This is a genomic window from Micromonospora sp. CPCC 206061, assembly GCF_036906915.1.
Classification (GTDB): Bacteria; Actinomycetota; Actinomycetes; order Mycobacteriales; family Micromonosporaceae; genus Phytohabitans.
Genome location: NZ_JBAKHX010000058.1, coordinates 1 through 20,965, shown reverse-complemented (window position 1 = coordinate 20,965; position 20,965 = coordinate 1). Strand labels below are relative to the sequence as shown.

The 20,965-nt window shown below is 69.7% G+C and carries 14 protein-coding genes; 6 read left to right on the top strand and 8 right to left on the bottom strand.

The annotated features are described in order from the left end of the window. Positions 1–29: 29 nt before the first annotated feature. The gene (locus V6V89_RS29340) at positions 30–2,294 is read right to left on the bottom strand and encodes a xyloglucanase (RefSeq protein ID WP_334622717.1); all 2,265 of its coding nucleotides are present in this window, start codon (positions 2,292–2,294) and stop codon (positions 30–32) included. 221 nt (positions 2,295–2,515) lie between these two features. Between V6V89_RS29340 and V6V89_RS29335 the strand changes: the two genes are divergently transcribed. From V6V89_RS29335 to V6V89_RS29320, 4 genes are all read left to right on the top strand, one after another. Continuing rightward, positions 2,516–2,689, top strand: a complete 174-nt coding sequence (locus tag V6V89_RS29335; RefSeq protein WP_334622716.1) for a hypothetical protein — start codon at positions 2,516–2,518, stop codon at positions 2,687–2,689. Further along, complete coding sequence (locus V6V89_RS29330; protein WP_334622715.1) at positions 2,686–3,231, top strand: NUDIX hydrolase; 546 nt, start codon at positions 2,686–2,688, stop codon at positions 3,229–3,231. Before V6V89_RS29335 ends, V6V89_RS29330 begins: the two co-directional genes overlap by 4 nt. Before the next feature lie 104 nt (positions 3,232–3,335). Further along, on the top strand, positions 3,336–3,515 hold the full coding sequence (locus V6V89_RS29325; RefSeq protein ID WP_334622714.1) for a hypothetical protein: 180 nt from the start codon (positions 3,336–3,338) through the stop codon (positions 3,513–3,515). A 108-nt stretch (positions 3,516–3,623) separates the two neighbouring features. After that, positions 3,624–3,893, top strand: coding sequence for a hypothetical protein (locus V6V89_RS29320; RefSeq protein WP_334622713.1), 270 nt, complete (start codon positions 3,624–3,626; stop codon positions 3,891–3,893). A gap of 88 nt (positions 3,894–3,981) precedes the next feature. Here the strand turns inward: V6V89_RS29320 and V6V89_RS29315 are convergent, their stop codons facing one another. From V6V89_RS29315 to V6V89_RS29285, 7 genes are all read right to left on the bottom strand, one after another. Next, positions 3,982–6,789: an ATP-binding protein gene (locus V6V89_RS29315; RefSeq protein ID WP_334622711.1), complete on the bottom strand. Its 2,808-nt coding sequence runs from the start codon at positions 6,787–6,789 to the stop codon at positions 3,982–3,984. Between the two features lie 657 nt (positions 6,790–7,446). Next, positions 7,447–8,295: an SAM-dependent methyltransferase gene (locus V6V89_RS29310; RefSeq protein WP_442935243.1), complete on the bottom strand. Its 849-nt coding sequence runs from the start codon at positions 8,293–8,295 to the stop codon at positions 7,447–7,449. 125 nt (positions 8,296–8,420) lie between these two features. Continuing rightward, positions 8,421–9,461: a Ppx/GppA phosphatase family protein gene (locus tag V6V89_RS29305; protein ID WP_334622709.1), complete on the bottom strand. Its 1,041-nt coding sequence runs from the start codon at positions 9,459–9,461 to the stop codon at positions 8,421–8,423. A 37-nt stretch (positions 9,462–9,498) separates the two neighbouring features. Next, entirely contained in the window at positions 9,499–9,975 is a 477-nt protein-coding gene (locus tag V6V89_RS29300; RefSeq protein WP_334622707.1) for a hypothetical protein, read from the bottom strand. 57 nt (positions 9,976–10,032) lie between these two features. Further along, a complete protein-coding gene (gene ahcY, locus V6V89_RS29295; protein ID WP_442935240.1) occupies positions 10,033–11,484 on the bottom strand; it encodes an adenosylhomocysteinase in 1,452 nt (483 codons plus the stop codon). 117 nt (positions 11,485–11,601) lie between these two features. Continuing rightward, positions 11,602–12,141: a GNAT family N-acetyltransferase gene (locus V6V89_RS29290; protein ID WP_334622705.1), complete on the bottom strand. Its 540-nt coding sequence runs from the start codon at positions 12,139–12,141 to the stop codon at positions 11,602–11,604. A 160-nt stretch (positions 12,142–12,301) separates the two neighbouring features. Next, a complete protein-coding gene (locus tag V6V89_RS29285; RefSeq protein ID WP_334622704.1) occupies positions 12,302–15,415 on the bottom strand; it encodes a glycoside hydrolase in 3,114 nt (1,037 codons plus the stop codon). Between the two features lie 118 nt (positions 15,416–15,533). Between V6V89_RS29285 and V6V89_RS29280 the strand changes: the two genes are divergently transcribed. Next, on the top strand, positions 15,534–17,300 hold the full coding sequence (locus V6V89_RS29280) for an HSP90 family protein (RefSeq protein WP_334622702.1): 1,767 nt from the start codon (positions 15,534–15,536) through the stop codon (positions 17,298–17,300). Further along, positions 17,297–20,116: a hypothetical protein gene (locus V6V89_RS29275; RefSeq protein WP_334622701.1), complete on the top strand. Its 2,820-nt coding sequence runs from the start codon at positions 17,297–17,299 to the stop codon at positions 20,114–20,116. The genes V6V89_RS29280 and V6V89_RS29275 overlap by 4 nt, the downstream gene beginning before the upstream one ends. The last annotated feature ends 849 nt before the right edge of the window (positions 20,117–20,965 follow it).

Sequence of the window (20,965 nt, the reverse complement as noted above, 5' to 3'; positions counted from 1 at the left end):
CCGGGTCGAAATATCGGATACTTGCGGCCCTAGCCCACCGGGTCGCCGTAGACGATGCCCCGGCCGTTGGTGGCCAGGTACACCCGGCCGAAGACGCGCGGGTCACCGGTGATCGCCGCGCCCGTCCAGGCGTACTGGTGGCGGTCGTCGTTGACGCGTACCCAGCGCTTGCCGGCGTCGTCGGACCGGAAGATGCCGCGGACGCCGCGGACCTGCGCGGTGATGAAGACGCTCGGATACGAGCGTCCGCGCGCAGCCTTGCCAAAGCCGACCGCGTCCGCCTCCTCCACACTGGACAGCCGAGTGAACGAGGCCCCGCCGTCCGTCGAGCGCCACAGCCCGTAGACGCCGCCCTCCTCGCCGCCCGCAAGCCACACGTCGCCCGCGGCGCCGGGCACGGCCTTGAAACGCACGGTGCCCTCGGCCGGCAGGCCGGTCGCGGCCGTCGCGGCGAACGTCGCGCCGCCATCCGCGCTGCGGTAGAACACGCCGGCGGCGTACGCGTAGAAGACCGCCGCGTCCGCGCGGTCCGACTCGACACGCGCGTCGGCCGGCACGCCGGCCGACGCGGTCCAGGTGGCGCCGGCGTCGGCCGACCAGGCGACCTCACCCCCCGCGGGTGCCCACACGATCCGGGTACCGTCGGCGCCCACCGCCACGGTGCCGCCGCCCGTCGTGCCGGCCGGCTCGGTGGCGGCAGGCGTCCATGTCGTCCCGCCGTCGGTGGAGATGCCGAACCGCGGCGCGTTGCCGTTGCCGACGCGAGCGATGACGCCCGGCGCGAGCTCGGCCAAGTCGATACTCGTCGTGGAGCTGATCGTCGGGTTGGCGTGCATGCGGCCCGGGTTCCTGAAGTCATGGTGCACGAAGCCGCCGATGTCACCGACCGCCGAGAGCAGGTGCGCGCCGGATGGAGGGCTGATCAGATCCAGCACGGCCACCTCCTCCAGGCCGCGCGCCCGCACCGAGATGTGCACCGTGCCGCCGGTGTCCCAGTCGGTGAGGTTGTCGGTGCCGTAGATGGTGGCACCGGTGCCGTAGAGCAGGTGGTTCGAGTCGAACGGGTCGATCTCGACCGACTCCGTCATCCAACCCAGCTTCGGTGTCTGCTCCGGCAGCGGGGGCGTCGCGTTCCAGGTCAGCCACGGCGACTCGGAGATGTCGATGTCGTACCGGTTGGTGCGGTTGGGATATCCGGCGAAGTCCCACGCCCGGGTCCAGGTGGCACCGCGGTCGGTGCTGCGGAAGAAGACGACGTCGGGCCACCAGGAGATTTGCGTGGCCACCATGATGGTGTCGGGGTGCTGGCGGTCGATCGTCAGGCCGCTGTACCCGAAGGTGTTGTCGCCGCTCGTCGACGGCACCGGGCTGATCCGCGCCCACTCGCCCGTGGCGGTGTCGAGCCGCCAGACGTCGCCCTTGCCGCCGTCGTACGGGCCAGCCGTGTCACTCGTGGCGATGTAAAGGAAGCCGCCGGCGTGGTCGAGCACGCCCTTGTGCGGCAGATATCCGGTGGGCTGGCCGGGCACCCGCTCCCAGGTCGCGCCCGCGTCGGTCGACCGGTACAGGATGTTCTCCTTGTCGGCCACGCCCACGTAGATGGTCCGGGTGGGGCGGCGACGCGAGCCGGTACGCGGGTCGAACGTCACCCACAGCACGCCCTGGTTGTCGCTGGAGTATCCGCTCGCGTCGCTGGGGTCCAGCACGTAGTTGCCGGGGTTCGGGAAACTGGCGACCCGCGCCCACGTGACGCCGCGATCGGTGCTCCGCCACAGCCCGTGTCCACCTCGGACACCCAGGTACAGGATGTCGTTGCGGTTGGGGTCGACGGCGAGGCGCTCGCCCATCCCCCGGCCGGGCATGTTGCCGCCGAGCTTGAACGGCAGCGGGCTGACCTTCCAGGTGGCACCCCGGTCGCGCGAGCGCAGGATCGCGCCGTTGTTCAGATCCCAGTCGTTTGTGTACGTGCCCACCGCCAGGTACACCCGATCGGGGTCGACCGCGTCGGTGGCGAGGCTCACCACACCGGTGTACCCCCACTGGTCCCAGCCCACCCAGTCCAGCATCGGCACCCACCGTCGCTGACGGGCGTGCCAGCGGTAGGCACCGCCGATGTCGGTGCGGGCGTACACCAGGCCGGGCTCGGTCTGGTTGAACACGATGCCGGGCACGAAGCCGCCCCCGACCATTTCGACGTTGCGCCAGCGATATGTGGTGCCTCTGTGCCCTGGAACCGCGGGGATGGCCAGGCCAGCCGCCAGGAGGGTTCGGCGGGAGACGTGTGCGTCAACCATGCACAGATTCGACATCGTGGATACACAGCGCGTCAATAGTTGGGGCGATAAACGAACTGATGGTTTGACCCGCTGGCAGGGCAGCCGAGCGTACCGGCAGGTTTCCCCGCTAGGCCGTTGACCACTCCACTTGCGGACCACCTAGGCTGGACGATGATGTTGGTAGCTTTTGGGAAGGCGCCAGCCGGAAGGGGAAATCTGTGACGCATTCGGTACCGTCAGTGAGCGAGCCAGCCGCTGGCGCACCTGCGGAAGAGACGCCCTGCCAGCACTGCGGCCTGTCGCTGACCCAAGACGACATCTGGGGTTGGATACACGCCAACGGCCGGTACCTCTGTTACGACCCGAACACGGGCGAGCCGATGTCGCTTCCAGCGCAGCCCGCGACGCCGTGACCGCTGGCGCCGCACTGGCGTCCGCCCTCACCGATTACCAGCCACTCAGCGACGCGGAGGCCGCCGACGTCGCGCGGCTGCGTTCGGCGCTCGCCGGTGACCCGTGGGACCGCTCCACGTCGCTGCACGCGACCGCGTCCGCCCTGATCGTGCACCCACCCACCCGGCGGGTGCTGCTGCGCTGGCACGCGCGCCAGCGCGCCTGGCTCCAGGTCGGAGGGCACGCCGACCCGGGCGAGACCGACCCGCTCGAGGTCGCGCTGCGCGAAGGCCGCGAAGAGACCAGCCTGACCGACCTCGCCCCTTGGCCGGACGCCACGATCGCGCACGTCACGATCGTCCCGGTATCCGCCGCGCCACACGAGCCCGCGCACGAGCACGCCGATATCCGGTACGTCCTGGCGACCGACGACCCCGACGCCGCGCGCCCGGAGAAGCCGGGCGCGGAGCTGCGTTGGCTGCCGGTGGCGCAGGCGCGATCGCTGACGACCGAGCCGAACGTGCGCGAGACCCTGGACCGGGTGCACCGCCTCTTCGTGTGACCCGCCTAACTCCTGCCGCAACCTCTTGCGCTTCTTCTGGATCGATTTAGACTGGCTTTACTGGATCGATTTAGAAGGCAGGTCCCGCAATGGAGCCGTCAGGCATGCTCCTCGCCGTCAACGCCGTCAACGACCACGTGCTGTCCGCACGCCCCAACGCGCCCGTCGTGCCTGATCCGCCACCCCGGCCCGGGCGTGCGGCTCCGGTGCGACGGGCTACCGCCGGACTGCTGCGCCGGCTCGCCGATCAGGTCGAACCCACATGCAGGGAAGCCACTGCGTAGCGTCTTTGGCACTGCGTGTAGTCATTGACGGATCCGCATACGCCAAACCTACGTATGTCACTGAGGTGGCGGATCTCTCGTCACGCGCATCTCGCGAAGCTGATTCACGTGAGCATGATGCGGCGAGGCGACGAGGGCTACCACTACAGCGACCACTCTCATCGGTGGATCGCACCACCCGGTATCGACCAGGAAATATGGGAAGCCGGTGTACGCGCGCACCTCGCGCAGCACATGTCCACAATGGGCGGTCCGCCGGCCAAGCCGGAAGACATGCCCGAATGCCCACCGTTCCGCATCCCGCGCGCACCCCGCACCCGGCGCACCGCCGCGCCTGCACCGCGCACCGCCCGGGTACCGCGGCAACGAGCAAGCTGACCCGCACGGCGCCTCCGGCCGAGCGAAGTCCCCGACAAAGATGTCGGGGACTTCGCTTTGTTCCCCCGCCGGCCCGGAGCGACTGAAATCAGTCGCGGCGGCTTGCCTCGCGCGCGATTTCCGTGCGCGAGTGGAGGTTGAGTTTCGCCAGAATGTGCGACACGTGGGTTTGCACAGTGCGCCGAGACAGGAACAGGTGAGCGGCGATCTGCGGATTCGACATGCCGTCGGCCACCAGACGCGCCACCTTCACCTCGGTCGGCGTAAGGCTGCTCCACCCATGGTCAGCCCGGCGGTGCCTCGCATGTGGACCGCGCCGGATGCCGTACGCCCGGAACGTCGCCTGCGTCCGCGCCAGATCCCACTCGGCTCCGAGCTCGCTGTAGAGCGCGAACGCCTTCGTAAAGTGGGACCGTGCGGCCGACACCTCACCACGCTCGGCGAGCACCACACCCGCCGCCTCCAACGCCTGCGCCTGCGGCAACGGCCGGCCGGCCACCTTGTAATGTTCGGCGGCCTTCAACAGCAGATCCGCGTCGCGGTCGAGCAGCCCTCGGCAATGCGGCGCCACCGCGCGCCGATGCGGTACGTCCGACGTCCGCGCGACGACCTCCGCCCGCTCGGTGACCTCGCGCGCGGCGTCTTTGTCTTCAACCATCATGGCCAACCGCACCGCGTCGGCGAGCAGATCCGCCGTTACCTCGGTCTCCTCGGTGGCCTGGAGCGCTTCCATCAGTACGGCGAGCGCCTCGTCGGGCGCGTCCGCGCACTCCCGCTCAAGGCTGCGCGCCAACGCCAGCGGACTGTTGACCCGGATGGCGAGACGCTCCGCGTAGCTTTCGGCCTCGACCATCTCGCGCGGCGCGTCGGCATCGTTGCGGTGCAACCGGATGGTGGCGGCGATGGCATGGTCCTGACACCCAACCACCGGGTCCTTCGGGCCGCCGCCGTCGACCTCGACCTCAGCCAGGGTGTCGTCCCACCGGCCCACCAGGAACAACAGTTCCGACAGCACGCACTGCGCCTGGCCGAAGCGGACGGCGTTCCCCGTCTCGTCCGCCAGTTGGCGTACTCGCTGGGCCGCCGCGATCGCCGTATCGTAGCGATCGAGGTTGCCAAGCGCGACCGCCTTGTTGATCTGAAGCACCAGCCGAAGGTCTGCCAGTGCTGGGTCGCCTTCCGCCACCGCCAGTGCCCGGTCGAAGAGCGGCAACGCCTGCTCTGTCTCACCGCGCATGCCATGAACGATGGTCATGACTCCCAGCGCCCAACCTTTGGACCACCGATCGTCGATATTGTCGGCCGCGCTGAGCGCCGCCTCAGCGACCTGCCCAGCGATGTCGACCTGACCAAGCATGCAGTGTGTCCGCGCGATCAGCACCTGCAGCCGCGTCCGGTGCCGTGACCCATCTTCCGCAGCTCCGATCGCGCCTTCGAGCGCCTGCAACGAATCCTCGTTGCGCCCTTCGATGGCGCGGCACTGCGCGAGCGTCCACAATAGATCGACGTGCAGATCCGGGCGGGTGACGTGTGCGAGGGCGCCGCTCGCTGCCTTGGCCGCCTCTTCCGTATCGCCGACACGGAAGAGCGCGTCGGCGAGCTGGCAGGTAAACAGGTCGTGTGGCGGGATGCCGGCGGGTATGCCATTGACCACCAGGCGCAGCAACGGAATCACTACGTCGGGAGCGCGTCCAACGAGTTGCTGCGCCGCCCCGGTCAACCACCGCACCAGCCAGTCGTCGGCCACGCCGGATGCGGCGAGCGAGTCCATGGCGGGTAGCAACTGGCGAGCTACCCGCTCCGGCGGAGCCCCGCCGTCGGCGAGCCCGTGCGCGGCGTCGCAGTGCCAGGCGGCCCGGACCGCCGTTGGGATCTCCTCGTACAGCGCGCTGCGGATCATCGGATGCCGGAAAGCCAACTCGCTACCCTCGTCGCGAATCACGCCCGCGAGGATCGCCTCGTCGAGAACCGGCAGCAAACTGGCGATGCTCTTGCCTGAGACGTGCGCCAGATCGGAGACCGAGAACTCGGAACCCAGCAGCGCCGCCGCACGCAGGACACCACGCACCGGCGCCGACAGAAACTCCAGGCGGTCAGCGATCGCGGCGGACAGCGACACGGGCCCTCGCCGGGCGGTCGCCTCTACGGCGTCTCCCGTGCGGTTCAGCGCGCCGCCCCGATCCAGGGCATCGATCAGCTCCGATAGGTACAGCGGATTGCCAGACGCCCCCGCCGACAATTGCAGCAGGCGCGGCCCGGGAGTGCCGCCGGCGAGCATGCCCACGAATGCCGGCACTTCGCTGTCGGAGAGGCTGTGCAAACGCAGAAGGCCGTCTGGTGCGATCGTACGGCGCAGCGCGAGCAGGTCGTCGCGTCGAGGTACGGGACGCATCACGCCGACCATGAGCAGAGGGAGTTGCGGCACGGAACGGGCGAGTCGCCCGAGCGTCTGTACCGTCGCCTGATCGGCCCACTGCAGATCATCGACTACGAGCATGACCGGCGCAACGACACACAGTTCGTCGACCATGATCAGGAGGCGCTCGGTGGCCGCCGCCACGATGTCCACCCGGTTGCCTGGAGCCGAGTCAGCGTTCAACAGGTCGGTGATGTCGGACCGCCGAGCGCCAACCGGAGCAGACTCGACCGCGCCCAGAAGCGGAAGCAATGGGAACGCCTGGCTGAGCTCATCGCACCCTGCCCACAGCACATGGCACCCACGGACCTCTGCCTCTTCGGCGACCGCACGCACGAGGAACGACTTGCCGATTCCCGGCTCGCCCTCGACCAGTGCCGCCCTGCCCCGGCCGCTCGCCAAATGGCTCAGCCATTGCTGGGCGCGGTCGAGCTGGCGACGCCGGCCGATGAGAGAAGGCGCAAAATGCGTCTCGATCATCGCGAACCCGCTCCTTCGTCCGCTGCCACGGAAACCTGGTGTTCACTTGCCGTACACCTATCGCCTCGGCATTGGATCTCCGTAGCGATCTTCCGACGCACCTGTCGCCCCCACATTTCTCCTGCAAGTTGCACTATGCACAATTGATTTGAGGCGTCCAGCAGGGGAAATGACGCGCATGAATAAATGACAGTGGCCGCTTGCCTACTGTTGGGACTGCGTTCTTTGTTTGTTAACCTTTTGTTTACCTATCACGCTCACCGTTTGTGACCAATACCTGGCCAGGTGTAATCGGAGGCAACCGCTTGGCAGGACGGTGTGTGATGACAACCAAACGCAGGAGAACAGCCATCATCGCGACGGTGATGGCCGCTTGTGTAGCAGCAGCCACCTCGACGATCGCTGCAACGATCGTTTCGGCCGTCACCTATCACCCGTGATCGGCCACCACCACGCGACTAGTACCACCTCCACGGATTGCCGTGGTCGATACCCACGAGAAGTAATGATGCCCCTTGCAAGTCCCCCTGTGAACCCCCCAAGTTGCAATTTGCACCGCGCAACATCTCAGATGACGTAACGCAAGATCCGGATCGCTTTGGAGCGGTGGCAGCCAAGCCGGCTATCTGCCACCGCTCCTTCGCGAGAAGAGCCTGGTCAATGCAGCTTCCGGCCGACGACCGCGTGCATGCCCGAGCGCTCGGGCTCGGTGTCGAACACGCCAGGGTCGCGATCCGCCTGGGGCCGCCACTGGGGCGCCCACACCAGCCCAGGCTCGACGATCTCGAAGCCGTCACCGAAGAACTCCAGCACCTGATCCCGGGTCCGCAGCCCACCGGGAGTCGCCGTGCGCTGCTGGTACACGCCCTGCACAGCCTTGGCCTCGCCGGCGACAAAGCCCTCAGCTGCACCATGCGACACGACCAGCCAACTGCCGGGGACCAGGCGATCGCGCAGCCGCGTCACCGCGCCGTAGGCCACGTCGTCGTCGGGTACGAAGTGGAGCACCGCCACCAGCAGCAGCGCCACCGGCTTGTCCAGGTCGACGACCTCCCGGACCTCGGGCCCGTCGAGCAGGTCGAGCAGGTCGTTGGGGCGGCGCAGATCGCCGAGCACCGCGGCGGCGCGCGGGTTGCCTTCGAGAAGGCCACGGCTGTGCATGACCGCCACCGGGTCGATGTCCACGTAGACCACGCTCGCGTCCGGGTCGGCCTCTTGGGCGGCCTGGTGGACGTTGCCCTGGGTCGGCATGCCCGAACCGATGTCCAGGAACTGCCGCACGCCCTGGTCGATCAGGAACCGCACCGCCCGTCCCAGAAATTCCCGATTCGCGCGCGCGATGAACGGCACGAGCGGCATCGATCCGATGACCTTCTCAGCGGCCTCACGGTCGGCGGCGAAGTTGTGCACGCCACCGAGGTAGTAGTCGTACATCCGCGCGGCGGTCGCCGTGTTGATGTCGTCGCCTAGCCGCTCCCGCGCCTCCGCCCAGTTTCGCTGCTCCACCTCGCCGTACCGGCCTCCGCTGGTCACTGGGCTCCCCTCTCCGTGACGCCGATCACTGCGTCGTCCAACGCGAGGAGAGCGTAGTCCAGACGGGGGCGCACGGGTGACCAGCCACCGTGCCAGGGTCACACCACCTGCGTTTGTCCTTGATCGACGAGGTGGAGGGCGGCGCGCCCGGACGGCGGGGGCGAAGGGGCCGCGGGGCGGGGTGGGTGGACGCCCAGGCGTAGGGCGCGGTCGGTCCAGGCATCCGTGCTCTCGACACGGCGCAGCAGCACGCCCTCGCGCAGGGCCCACGGGCACACCTGCACCTCGCGCAGACCGAGCATCGCCATCGCCGAGTGCGCCACGATCGCCCCGGCGAGCGACTGCCGGGCCCGCGGCGCGGAGATCCCGGGCAGCCGAGCCCGCTGTGCCTCCGACATTCGGGCCAACCGGTCCATCTGGACCTTCAGGTCGGCGCGCCGCAGCATCCGCGGCACGAATGGGCCCTCCTTACGCGCCGGAGCCCCGCACAGCCTGGCCAGCTGATGAAACGTCCGGGATGTCGCCACGACCGTCCCTCGCCGCTCCCAGTGCAGCCGCACCGCGACCTCCTCCAGTTGCGCGCGGACGTGGTCGCGCAGCGACCGCACCTGCCGCTGGCTGGGCGGGTCGCCGGACAGCCGTTCCCGGGTGAGCCGGCCGGCGCCAAGGGGCAACGACACGGCGAAGTCCGGGGCGACGTCATGCCCGTACGCGATCTCCAGGGATCCGCCGCCGATGTCGAGCAGCAGCAGCGGGCCGGCACGCCAGCCCATCCACCGCCGGGCGGCGAGGAACGTCAGCTCCGCCTCCTCGGCGCCGTCGAGCAGGCCCAGCTCGATACCGGCGCGCTCCCGCACCGCCGCCAGGGCGGCGTCGCGGTTCGGCGCGTCCCGGACCGCCGCTGTGGCGTACCCGAAAAGCTCCTGGACCGCCCAGTTGCGCGCGTGGCCGACAGCGCCGGCTACCGCCGTCGCCAGCCTGTCGATCGCACCGGCACTGAGCGTGCCGGTCTTGTTGACCCGCTCGGCAAGTCGCAGCTTGGTCTTCTTCGCGTGTACTGGCAGCGGCAGACCGCCGCCAGCGTCGGCGACCAGGAGATGGGCCGTGTTCGAACCGACGTCGAGGACTCCGAGGCGCATGCCGCGCGGTTACCCGAAATCGGGGAAATTTATACGCTCACTGCCGACCGATGGCGTATCCCTGCTCGCGTAGGCGACGGGCCCAGCTCGCCAGCGTGTGGCGCGGCACCCCGAAGTGCTCCGCCGCCCCGGTGATCGAGCCGGCCTTCTCGTAGGCCGCCATGACCTCGTCCGGCTCGGGCATCCTGCGGTACGCGCGCTTGCCTGGCGTACCCGCCTGCACCCGGCCGCGGCGCCGACCGGCCTGCCGCGCCGGTGCGCGGCGCGCGGTGGCACCGCGCTTGGCTGCCGGCGCGGGCAGCGCTGATGCCGGTGTGGGCGCGGTGAGCGCCCGCACCAGCAGGTCCAGGTCGAGCGGCGGCATGTCACCAGGGGCCAGTCCGCTGCGGTTACCGGCCCGAACGGTGAGTTCGGTGATGCGGGTCTGTCCTGTCGAGGTGTCGACCCGCACGGTGGTGTGTGGTGTCTCCGCACCGCCGTTGTCGCGTGTGATGGTGATGACGTATCTGCTCACGGAAGCCTCCTTGCGACCGGCCCCCGTTAACCGTCGACCACCGTGACATTACTCCGTTCAGTAGCGATAGTGATCCGGTTTGAACGGTCCGGTGACGTCGACGCCGATATACCGCGCCTGCTGCTCGGTCAGCGTGGTCAGCCGGATACCCAGCGCGTCGAGGTGTAAACGGGCCACCTTCTCGTCGAGGCGCTTCGGCAGCACGTACACCTCGCGGCTGTACTCCTCTGGTCGGGTGTACAGCTCGATCTGCGCGAGCGCCTGGTTGGTGAACGAGTTCGACATGACGAAGCTCGGGTGGCCGGTGGCGTTGCCGAGGTTCATGAGGCGCCCCTCGGAGAGCACGATGACCGAGTGCCCGTCCGGAAAGCGCCACTCGTGCACCTGCGGCTTGATCTCGATCTTTTCGATACCCGGCACCCTCGCCAGGCCAGCCATGTCGATCTCGTTGTCGAAGTGCCCGACGTTGGCGACGATCGCGTTGTGCTTCATCCGGGACATGTGCGCGGCAAGCACGATGTCGCGGTTGCCCGTGGTGGTGACGATGACGTCTGCCCGCTCCACCACGTCGTCGAGGGCCACGACGTCGAGACCCTCCATCGCGGCTTGGAGCGCGCAGATCGGGTCGACCTCGGTGACCGCCACCCGGGCGCCCTGCCCACGCAGCGACGCCACCGCGCCCTTGCCGACGTCCCCGTACCCGCACACCACGGCCAGCTTGCCGGAGAGCATCACGTCGGTCGCCCGGTTCAGACCGTCCACAAGCGAGTGCCGGATTCCATACTTGTTGTCGAACTTGGACTTCGTCACCGAGTCGTTGACGTTGATGGCCGGGAAGAGCAGCGCACCTGCGGCGGCCAGCTGGTAGAGGCGCTTGACGCCGTTCGTGGTCTCCTCTGTGACGCCCTTCACGCCAGCGGCGATCCGGGTGAACCGCCGCGGGTCCTCGACGAGGACGGTCGCGAGCAGCCGCAGAAAGGCCTGATAGTCCTCGGGATCGTCGTCCATGGGCGCCGGCACGGCGCCGGCCGCCTCGAAGTCGACTCCGTTGTGGAGCATCATCGTCAGGTCGCCGCCGTCGTCGACGAGCATGTTGGGCCCCTGCCCGCCGGGGAAGTCGAGCAGCTGGTTCGTGCACCACCAGTACTCGGCCAGCGTCTCACCCTTCCACGCGAACACCGGCGTGCCGAGGGGCTTCTCCGGCGTACCATCGGCACCGACGACGACCGCGGCGGCGGCATCGTCCTGTGTGGAGAAGATGTTGCACGACGCCCAACGCACCTCCGCGCCGAGCGCCACCAGCGTCTCGATGAGCACGGCGGTCTGCACGGTCATGTGCAGCGAGCCAGCGATCCGGGCGCCGCGCAGCGGCTGGCTGGCAGCGTATTCGCGGCGGATGGCCATCAGGCCGGGCATCTCGTGCTCGGCGAGCCGGATCTGGTGACGGCCAGCCTCGGCCAGGGACAGATCGGCGACAGCGTAATCGACATTGGTAAGCACCAGCGGCACCTCCCAGACGGAGGCGCCCTTCTACCAGAAACCCACGGGCCGAGCGTGGCGGGTTACCCCGTCGCAGCGCCTCTCGGCCTGGGACCACGCCGGCAATCCGGCGCGATGCGTGAAACGCTAACGCGCCCCAAGCCCGGTCGCAAGGCTATCGGCGTTCCACGCCGCGAGGTCTCGTTGCATCAGGATGGTGTCGATCCAGCGGTCGTGCTTGTGCCCGACGCCGATGAGGCGCCCGACCTGGGTGAAGCCGAACTTGCGGTGTAGCGCGGCTGACGCGTCGCTGCCGGTGTCGGCGATCACGGCGATGACCTGTCGCATCTTCGCGTCGGCGCAGCGTGCCAGCAGCTCGCCGAGCAGCCCGGCGCCGATCCCGCGACCGGTATGGCCGGGCGCCAGATAGATCGTGTCTTCGACTGTGTGGTCGTATGCGGGCTTGGGCCGCCAGGGCGAGGCGTACGCGAGCCCCACCACCTCGGCGCCGTCGTCGGCGACGAGGAACGGCAGGCCGCGCCCGTTGACGTCGGCGAGCTTGCGGCGCCAGTCATCGACGGTAGGCGGGACCGTCTCGAACGTCGCGACCCCAGTCGTCACGTGGTGCGCGAAGATCGCCGCCACCGCGTCGAGGTCGCCGTCGACCATTTCTCTATAGTGAAGCACACCCCCATTATAGCGAACTGGCAGCTAGGTGAGGCGTGGCGCCGCCACCACCCTTGACAGCCGCCGATCAGACAGCGGATGGTTAGGACACTTTAAAAAAGACGCATCTCGATGTATGGCCGTACCAGTTCCGTGGGGTGGTACGGGCGACTCCCGCCAGCTAGCGGCGGACGAGCTCCACCGTGTAGGTGCGGGTGGCGGTGCCGTCCTCGGACGTCACCGTCACCAGCCGCCGATCCGGTCCCTTCTCGACCGCCACGGTCGCGTACGGGTCGCGCGGGGTTGCGGTGACGACCGCCTTGCGGGGCTGCGGCGTCACCACGCGGTACTCGGTGACGTCCGGGGCGAAGCCCGCGACCGGCACGCCGTCCACCTCGATCGCCGCGGCGGCCGCGTCGCTCGAAACACCAGGCGCCTTCGCATACACCTCGACCTCGCTGACCGTCGCATACCCGTCCGGCCGCATCGCCATCACCACACGGACCCCAGTCGTCGAGACCGGCTGGATCGGCACGTCAGCCACCACCGTGCCCTCGGTGCCCACCGGGACGTCCGCGCTGGCGTCGACCCACGCGCCGGCCGGGTCGAGCACCTGCACCTTGAGGCTCGACGGGAAGCTGAGGTTCGAGCCGTCCCGATAGAACCAGGTGGCGACGCGGGTCACGTCGCGAGCCGTGGGGAAGGTGTACGTGATCGTGTCGGACGGGTTCTTCGCGCCCGACCTCCAGTTCGACCACGCTTTCTCGGTGCGGTTGCCGTTGCGCAGGCCGGCCGCTGAATACCCGGACTCGGTGTACGTGGCGCCCACGGTCACCCCGCCGTCGGGTGCCGCGTTTCGCTGCGCGGGAGCGGCGACCTGCACGCGGGCGGTCGCCGGCAGGGTGCTGCCGTCGACCACCCGCGCGGTGCCGGTGACCGTGACGACGCCGACCTGATCGAAGGAGGCGCCGCCGGTCCATGTCACCGGCAGCTCGACGCGGGCACCGTGATCGCCAACGCCGGTCACCGTCACCGGCAGGTCGGGCAACCCGCCGGCGTACGCCTTGGCCCGTCCGGGCACAGTCGTGCCGAACGTGTCGACGGCGACGGTCGCCTCGGCACGCAGTTCGCGGCCGAGCACGTCGGTGGCAACGCCCTTGACCTTCACCGTGCCGGGCTGGCGCCACCGGCCGTCCGGCGGGTACGTCCACACGACCGGCAGGCTGCCACGCGCGCCGTCGCGGTACACCGGGGTGACGGTGTCGGGCAGCGTGGGACGCAGCCCCGGCACCGTGTACGCGGACACGGGCGCGACGCGCTGCGCCGTCTCGTCGACGACGGTCCAGCGCTGGTTGGAGCCGGAGGTCGGGGTGTAGGTCGACACGGGGCTGCCGTCCGCCGTCGCCTGGCCGCCGACGTCGATCAGCCGGCCGGTCTCGGCGTTGACGAGGGTGTACGTGCCGTCACCGGTCGTCGAGAGCATCCATTGTGTACCGACACCCGCCGTCAGCGGCGTCCCGGTGGCGACGTTGACCAGCTCGTACCGTTCCCTGTTGGTGACGCCCTCGGTCAGGTTCCGCACCTTCCACAGCTGCGCGGTGCTGGCTGGGTCGTCGGTGCGGATGACCAGCCCCGTGCCGTCAGCCGTAGGCGTGAGTGACCGTCCACTCTGCACGCCACGCAAGCGGTACACGTGACCCTCCTGGACCAGTGCGGCGCCCTTCGCCACCCCGCGGACGCCCTTGACCAGAAACGTCGTGACCGATTTTCCGGGGACGGTGAGTGTCGCGGCGCCGCCCGCGACGCGCACCGGCGCACCCCGCACGAGCGCGCCGTCGGCGCTGGTGATGACGGGCGTCACGGTCGCGTGCGGCCCGACGTGCCGGAACAGCGACAGGTCGAGGGTGACCGACCTGGACGCGGCGTCGTTGTTGACGTGCACGACCGTGGCAGCCGAGCCGCTGGGCTTTATGGCGGCGATGGTGGATGCGTTGTCCACTTTGACCACCCGGTCGCCGGGCCGGATGTAGTGGGTGAAGTTGCGGATCGTGTGGAACTTGGTGTTCGGCTGGATCGGGCAGGTCTCCAGGGTGGCGTCGGCCGCGCAGTTGAACGGGATGTGGATACTGCCCCAGTTTCCTCCGCCGGCGGCCTGCGGGATGGTGTCTTCGACCGGCTGCCAGAAGACCCACGCCGAGGGCTCCAGCTCGCGCAGGTCGTCGACCATCCGGGTGGCGATGCCGAGACCCGGCTCCATGCTCGTGTAGCTGGTGCCGGACAGGAAGCTGCCCTCCACCTCGCTCATCCAGAGCTTCTGATCCTCGCCCTTGGCGAGGTCACGGACGCTGGTGCGCTGCCCGGTGCCGTAGGTGTGGACGTTCATCTGGTCGACGACGGCCTTGGTCTGCGCGGTGTAGGCGTTCCAGTTGGTCGTGAACGTGCCCGGGTTGGTCTCGTCCATCGCGGAAACCACCGCGCCGGTCTGCGCGCCTTCGAGCGCTCGGGCGGTGGCCTGGACCACGAGCTGCTGGAGCGCGGGGCCGGCGTGCGCGCCTTCCTGACGCCCGCCGGTTGGTTGCCCGTCAGGGCCGAGCTGGGTGCCCCAGTACGGGGTGTTGGGTTCATTGAGCGGCGCGATGGTGTCGAACTGGATGCCGTGCCGCCGCTCCAGCTCCTCGGTCACGCGCACGAGGTACGTGGCGAACTCGTCGACGGTGTCGGTGCGGATCTGGTCGGAGCTTGCGTTGAAACCGCCGGACACGTACCCGCTGACCGTCTGAAACCATGGGGGTGAGTTACTGAACGACTCCCAACGGTCCACTTTGTCCTTGATCTGGTCGATCCACCAGCGCTGGTTGGCGTCGGCGTCCCAGTTCCAGTGGTCCGGGTTGTTCGGATCCCACCAATCCATGTCCTCGCGGGTGGTGCCCTCGGGCGCGCGCCAGAAGCCCTCCATGGTCGCGCCGGTCTTCATGTAGTCCTTGCGAACCTCAGGGGCGTTGCCACCGCCGATGTTGTAACGGGCGATGTTCAGCCGGAGGCCGTCCTCGCCGAAAAGCATATCGACCAGCTTCGTCCTGATTTCGTCCGGATATCCGCCCGTGACATTCGCGAACCAGACCAGACTCGTACCCCAGCCTTCGAAGGACGGCTGCTGATACGAGGGATCGATGCGGATGACGACGGGAGCCGCCTCGACCGCTTCGGCCCCAGCCTGTGCAACGGCTGGTCCGGCGGGTGCGACGGCCATTCCCACGGCGAGCGACAGCATTGCCACGGCGTTTCGGATATCCATTTACGAACCCCCATAGGAAGGCAGGTGGACACCGTACCGCAACGGGAACCGGGAGGCGAGACCCCAAGTTCGCACGCTAGAGTGTCCGCTCATCGAAGATCCCAATGGCGGGCAGACAGTGGACCAAACCTTCCAGGTCGACCTTCGCGGCATCGTCGACCTGCTCAGTCACCATCTGTACAGCAGTCCCCGCGTCTACGTGCGCGAACTGCTCCAGAACGCCGTCGACGCGATCACCGCGCGACGGTCGGCCAACCCGGACGCGCCGGGGGCCATCTGGGTCGAGACCGGGCCCGGACGGCTCGTCGTCCACGACACCGGCGTCGGCCTCACCGAGCCCCAGGTGCACGAACTGCTCGCCACCATCGGCCGAAGCTCCAAAAGGGACGAGATCGGCTTCGCCCGGGGCGAGTTCCTAGGCCAGTTCGGCATCGGGTTGCTCTCGGCCTTCCTCGTCGCCGACGAGGTCCAGGTGGTCACGCGGCCCGCGGCCGGCGGCCCCACGACCAAGTGGATCGGGTACGCCGACGGCCGTTACCGCGTCGCGTCCGTTCCCTCAGAACGCGATGAGCCCGGCACCACCGTCACGCTCACCGCACGACGTGGAGCCGAGCAGTGGTTCGAGGCGCCGACCGTCGCCGAGCTGGCGCGGCTGTTCGGTGCGCTGCTGCCGTACGAGGTGCGGGTCGACGGCAAGCCCGTCACCTCCGACGGCGCCCCCTGGGACGGTACGGGCTCCGACCGCCGTGCCGCGCTCGTCGGCTACGCGCAGGACATGCTCGGCTTCACCCCGTTCGACGTGGTGGAGCTGAAGTCGCCCGAGGCGGGGCTGGTAGGCGTCGCGTACGTGCTGCCGTTCCCCGCCAACCCGGCCGAGCGCGTCACCCACCGCGTCTACCTCAAGCGCATGCTGCTCGCCGAAAACGCCGAAGGACTGCTGCCCGACTGGGCGTTCTTCGTCAGGTGCGTCGTCGACACCAGCCAGCTGCGACCCACCGCCAACCGCGAGGCCCTGTACGACGACGACCTGCTGGAGTCCACACGCGAGGCGCTGGGCGCCCAGCTGCGCGGCTGGCTGGTGCGGCTCGGCACCACCGCACCCCGCAGGCTCGCCGACTTCCTCGCGATCCACCATCTCGGCGTCAAGGCGCTGGCCCTGCACGACGACGAACTGCTACAGCTCGTCGACCGCTGGCTGCCCGTCGAGACCAACGTCGGGCGGATGACGCTCGTCGAGTACCGCGAGCGGTACGGCGAGATCCGGTACGTGGCGTCCACTGAGGAGTTCCGGCAGCTCGCCGCGGTCGCCGCCGCGCAAGACCTGGCCATCGTCAACGGCGGCTACACGTACGACAGCGAAATCATCGAACGGCTGCCCCGGCTCGACCCGAACATCGAGGTGGCCCGGCTCGACCCGACCGAACTCGCCACCCGCTTCGACACACTCGACCCCGGTGACGAGCTTGCCCTGCGGGGCTTTCTGAGCACCGCGCAGCAGGCGCTCGACCCGGTCGGATGCGAGGTCACGGTGCGCGCGTTCGACCCGCCGTCGCTTCCCGCCATGTATCTCGTCGACCGCTCGGCCGCATTCGCCGCCGAGCTTCGGGCCACCCGGGACCGCGCGGACGCGCTATGGTCGCAGGTGCTGGGGGCACTCGACCAACCCGCCGACACCAGACCGCAGCTCGTCCTGAACCACCGCAGCCCGCTCGTGCGCCGGATGACCACACTGGACCATCCGCAGCTCATCACGCTCGCGGTCGAGGGCCTTTACGGGCAGGCGCTGCTGCTCGGATACCACCCCATCAGGCCGGCCGACGCCGCGCTGCTGAACCGCTCGTTCCTCGGCCTGATCGACCAGGCCGTACCGGAGGAGAACCCGTGAGCGCCGAGAAGGTTCACGAGCTGATGGCACGCGCCGACGGCATGCCGTACGGCGCCGCGAAGACCGCCGTCGTCGAGGAGGCGGTCCGGTACGCGGACGCGGCCGACGACCTCGCCCTGTCCTTCGCCACCCGGATGGAGCTGGTCAACGCGTACCAGTACGGCGCGGAGCCGGGCAAGTCCTTCGTGCCGTTCTCGTGGTGCCTGTCCACATACGACGCGGACCCGAAGCGGTTCGGCGGGCACACCCACACGCTGCTCTGGTACTTCAAGTACATGATCTCCAATCTCACCGGTTTCCCGGAGATCCCGCTCGACCGCACGTACGCGGTCCTCGACGACATGGAACGGCGCTGGCGGGCCGGCGGGCACACCATGCACGCCGTGCACCGATACCGCGAGATGATCGCCGCGCACGTCGGCGACACCGACACCGAGGTCGAGCAGTTCCGGCTGTGGTCGGCGGCGCCGCGCGACGCGCTCTCCGACTGCATCGGCTGCGACCCCACCGGCAAGGTGCGGCACCTGAGCCGGCACGCACGATACGAGGAGGCGGTCGGCGTCGCGCTGCCCGTGCTCCAGGGCCGCATGACCTGCCGCGAGCAGCCACAGCACATCCTCACCAGCCTGCTGTCCGCGTACGTCCACACCGGACGGTTGACGGAGGCCGCCGACGCGCACCGCCGGGCGTACCGCGCGCTGCGCGCCGACCGCGGCGAGCTGGAGGCCGTGGCCGACCACGTGCTGTTCTGCGCCCTGACCGGCAACGAGGTCCGCGCACTGGAGCTCGTCGAGCGGCACCTCGGCTGGCTCGACAACCCGCCGTCGCCGCGCGCCATCATGCGGTTCGCGAGCGCCGCCGCCCTCACCCTCGGCCGCGTCGCCCCTGACCTGCGGGTCAGGCGAAGTGGTGTGGAGGTCACAGCCGCCGCCCTCGCCACCGAGCTGGCTGAGCAGGCCGCCGAGGTCGCCGCCCGCTTCGACGCGCGCAACGGGAGCAAGCAGCAGAGCGACATCGTCGCCAACACCATCGCCGCTGAGCCGTGGGTCGAGTATCTGCCGCTGTCCGAGACCGCGCGGCGGGCCGCCGAGCGCCGTTCCGCTACCGCTCCCGCTTCGCCGTCGTCTCCGGCGACACCTCCGGCCGAGCCGGCTCCCCCGGCGCCCATCGACCCGGGCCTCACCGGCGACGCGCTGCTCGACCACGCCGAAGAGCGGTGGCGGGTCCGCGATACCGCCGGCGCCCGAGCCGCCTGGGCCGCGTTCGCCGATCGGGTACCGGAAGCCGCGCGCACGCCGTCGCAAGCCGCCCGCCTCCTCGACGCCAACGGCCTACAGATCGTCGACGAAGACCCGCAAGCGGCGCTGACCTCCTGGCGAGAGTCGCTGTCCGCGCACGCCGACCTCGGTGACGAATATCGGGTACGCCGTGCGCGCGCCCGCATCGGCATGCTGCTGTGCCAGCTCGGCGAGGTCGACGAAGGCCTCGCCACCGGCGAGGAGCCACTGCGGAAGCTCTTCACCGAGGGCGACCCCGCCGCCCGCGCCGGCTGGGGCATCTCGCTGGCCGCCATGCAGCTCACCGCCGACCGGCCCGCCGAGGCCCTCGACGTGCTCAACCGCGTCGAGCCGCTGGTCGAGCTCGCCGGCACTCCCGAGATCGGCGTGGAGATGCGGCTGCTGCGCGCCACTGTGCTGCTCTCGTTGGACCGCGGTGACGAGGCCGAACCCGAGCTGCGCGCCGTCCAGGCCACCGGGGCCGCCGACGAGACTCAGCGCGGATACGCCGCGTTCCGCCTCGGTGGCCTGCTGCTGCACCGCGACGACGTCGACGGCGCTGTCGACGCGTACGCCGACGCGGCCGCCCTCACCACCGGTCCCCTGGCCGCCGAGGCGCGATTCCACCGTGGACGGTTGCTCGCCGCCGGGCCGCGCGCTGCCGAGGCCGTGCCCGACCTGGTCGAGGCGGTTGCTGAGTTCACGGTCTACGGCGCGGCCGAACCGCCGGCACTCGCGCGCATCGAGCTCGCCATCGCGTACCTGAACAGCGGCCGGGCCCACGAGGCGGCCGAGACCGCGGAGGAAGCCGTGGCGGCACTGCCTGGGTCCGGTGTGGCCGCCGAGCTGCCGCGCGCCCGGCACGTGCTGGCCAGCGCCTACCGCCAGATCGGCGAGCTGGACTCGGCACTCGAGCTGATCCGCGCCAACATCGCAGCCGAAGAGAACGACCCGTACGGGTTGGCGCGGCTCCGCGAAGACGAGGGCGACGTTCTCGAAGCCGCCGACCGCGACGGCGAGGCGGTCCCTGCCTACGAAGCGGCCGCTACGGCCTACCACACGGCAGACTCCCCATTGGACGGTGTACGCGCCCTCCGCAAGGCGGCCCGGTCCGCCCGGTACGCCGGCCAGCTCGACGACACCACCCGGCTACTCGACGCGGTCGAGGCGATGCTGTTCCCACTGCCGTCCGCCGAGCCGGCAGTCGTGTTCCACACGGCAGGGCTCGACTACGACCGGTCGGCCCTCGCCGACCACATGGGTCGCCGCGAGGAAGCGGCGATGCTGGCCGGGCGGGCAGCCGAGGGATACGACCGGATCGGTGCCGCCGACAACGCCGCCGACGCCCGCCTCACCCAGGCTGAGCTGCTCGACGAGCCGGCGGCCGAGCCGTTGCTGCGCCAGGTCTTCGAGTCCGTGGAGCACGGCACCAATTTGTGGTACCGCGCCGGCTACGCCCTGGCCGACGCTCTCCGCGCCCTGAACCGCGACGGCGAGGCCGACACCATCCAAGCCCAACTGGACGCCGCCACCCCGTAACCGCCCACGCCCCGCACGGCGCCCGCCCACCACCCGCGCTCCCACGCGACGCTCCCACCACCCACCACCCACCACCCACCCTCCGCGCTTCCGCGCTTCCGTGCGTCTGGGCGTCCGCGCGTCTGGGCGTCCGCGCGTCTGGGCGTCCGCGCGTCTGGGCGTCCGCGCGTCTGGGCGTCCGCGCGTCTGGGCGTCCGCGCGTCTGGGCGTCCGCGCGTCTGGGCGTCCGCGCGTCTGGGCGTCTGCGCCGCTTCTGGTGCGGCGCGCGGCCCGCCTGGGCGGGCAGCGTGCCGCCGCGTCCGCCCCTCTCCCCACCGATCAAGGGCAAAGGCACGTGGTTTGATCTCTTTTCCGCGTGCATTTGGCCTTGATCGACGCACTTCGCCTTGATCGGCGGGGGTGAGCGGCGCGAAGGCCAGGCGCTGTCCGGCTTGGTTGGGCGCCGTGGATCTTGCGCTTCGCCATGTCGGATGCATCCGCACGCAAAGTTCTGCCAGGCGATGGCCGAGCCGCTACGCGGCCAAATTTCGGACCGCCCTCGTCGCCAGAGCGGCGGTCCGGCACCAAGATCCGGCACGTCGCCGCCCAGGCGCGGCGGTTGCTCCCGCCCAACGACGCCGGACGCGTCCGCCGGCGTGGCACGGGCCGTTGTGAGGCCCGGCCGCGCAATCTTGAACGCTTCTTGCTGCCAGAGCGGCCAAGAACGTTCAAGATTCAGCTCAACCCGGGAAGGAAGCGAGCAAGTCCGAGCCCGGGCCCTGCCGCCGACGCGCACCGGACCGTGCGCCCGGGTTCCGCAGTTCGTAGTCACACGTGTGCTGGAGTTTAGGGGTTGAGCTGGGCAAACGC

What these genes read in the sequence shown, in the direction of transcription:
- V6V89_RS29340 (WP_334622717.1), bottom strand. Translation starts at nt 2,294, where the DNA reads ATGGTTGACGCACACGTCTCCCGCCGAACCCTCCTGGCGGCTGGCCTG.
- V6V89_RS29325 (WP_334622714.1), top strand. Translation starts at nt 3,336, where the DNA reads ATGCTCCTCGCCGTCAACGCCGTCAACGACCACGTGCTGTCCGCACGC.
- V6V89_RS29315 (WP_334622711.1), bottom strand. Translation starts at nt 6,789, where the DNA reads ATGATCGAGACGCATTTTGCGCCTTCTCTCATCGGCCGGCGTCGCCAG.
- V6V89_RS29305 (WP_334622709.1), bottom strand. Translation starts at nt 9,461, where the DNA reads ATGCGCCTCGGAGTCCTCGACGTCGGTTCGAACACGGCCCATCTCCTG.
- V6V89_RS29285 (WP_334622704.1), bottom strand. Translation starts at nt 15,415, where the DNA reads ATGGATATCCGAAACGCCGTGGCAATGCTGTCGCTCGCCGTGGGAATG.